At 59.6% G+C, this 534-nt stretch carries 1 pseudogene; it reads right to left on the reverse strand.

The features are described 5' to 3' along the window. A pseudogene (locus tag IF803_RS42550) lies at positions 1–522 on the reverse strand (Ulp1 family isopeptidase); the annotation flags it as partial. Positions 523–534: the final 12 nt, after the last annotated feature.

Below are 534 nucleotides of genomic sequence, written 5' to 3' on the forward strand. Positions count from 1 at the left end.
GATAAAGGCCACGTTCTGGGGGTGAGGATTCAGCTTAGCGCGTCGTGAGATCGGCACTTCGCCCGTCGACCGCAAGGTCCGGAGATAGTCGATTGCCTGAACGAGTCTCTTTGGATTACCCTCTCCGGTGAACTCGAGCACCTCACCGCCATCGGTCAGCGACTTATTGTCGAGCCGATCACGAATGCTCGGTTTTTCTTTTGCGAAAAGCCAACGGCTAAAGCTACGAAGGGAACCTCCGTGCTGCTCGGCAGCGGATTTGCTGAACCCGCCCTTGATGAGGGCCCTCTCAAGCCCCGAAATAAGGGGAGCATCCTCGGTATGAAGAGGCTGCTTGTCGTGCCCTATCAAAATTCCAGTTGACTGAGCCGGCTGCGGCGCCGAGGACGACGGGCCGGGTTCGTCCATCCGGCCCAAATCCTGATCGTGGCCTTCCGCAGGAAGCAATTCCTCTGGCCAACTGCCAGCTTTCTGCCACGCACTGTGCTGCGCAGCGGCGTCGCCGACCTGTCTCGACTCCATCAGGGCCGCGTC

Source organism: Bradyrhizobium sp. UFLA06-06 (assembly GCF_054820065.1).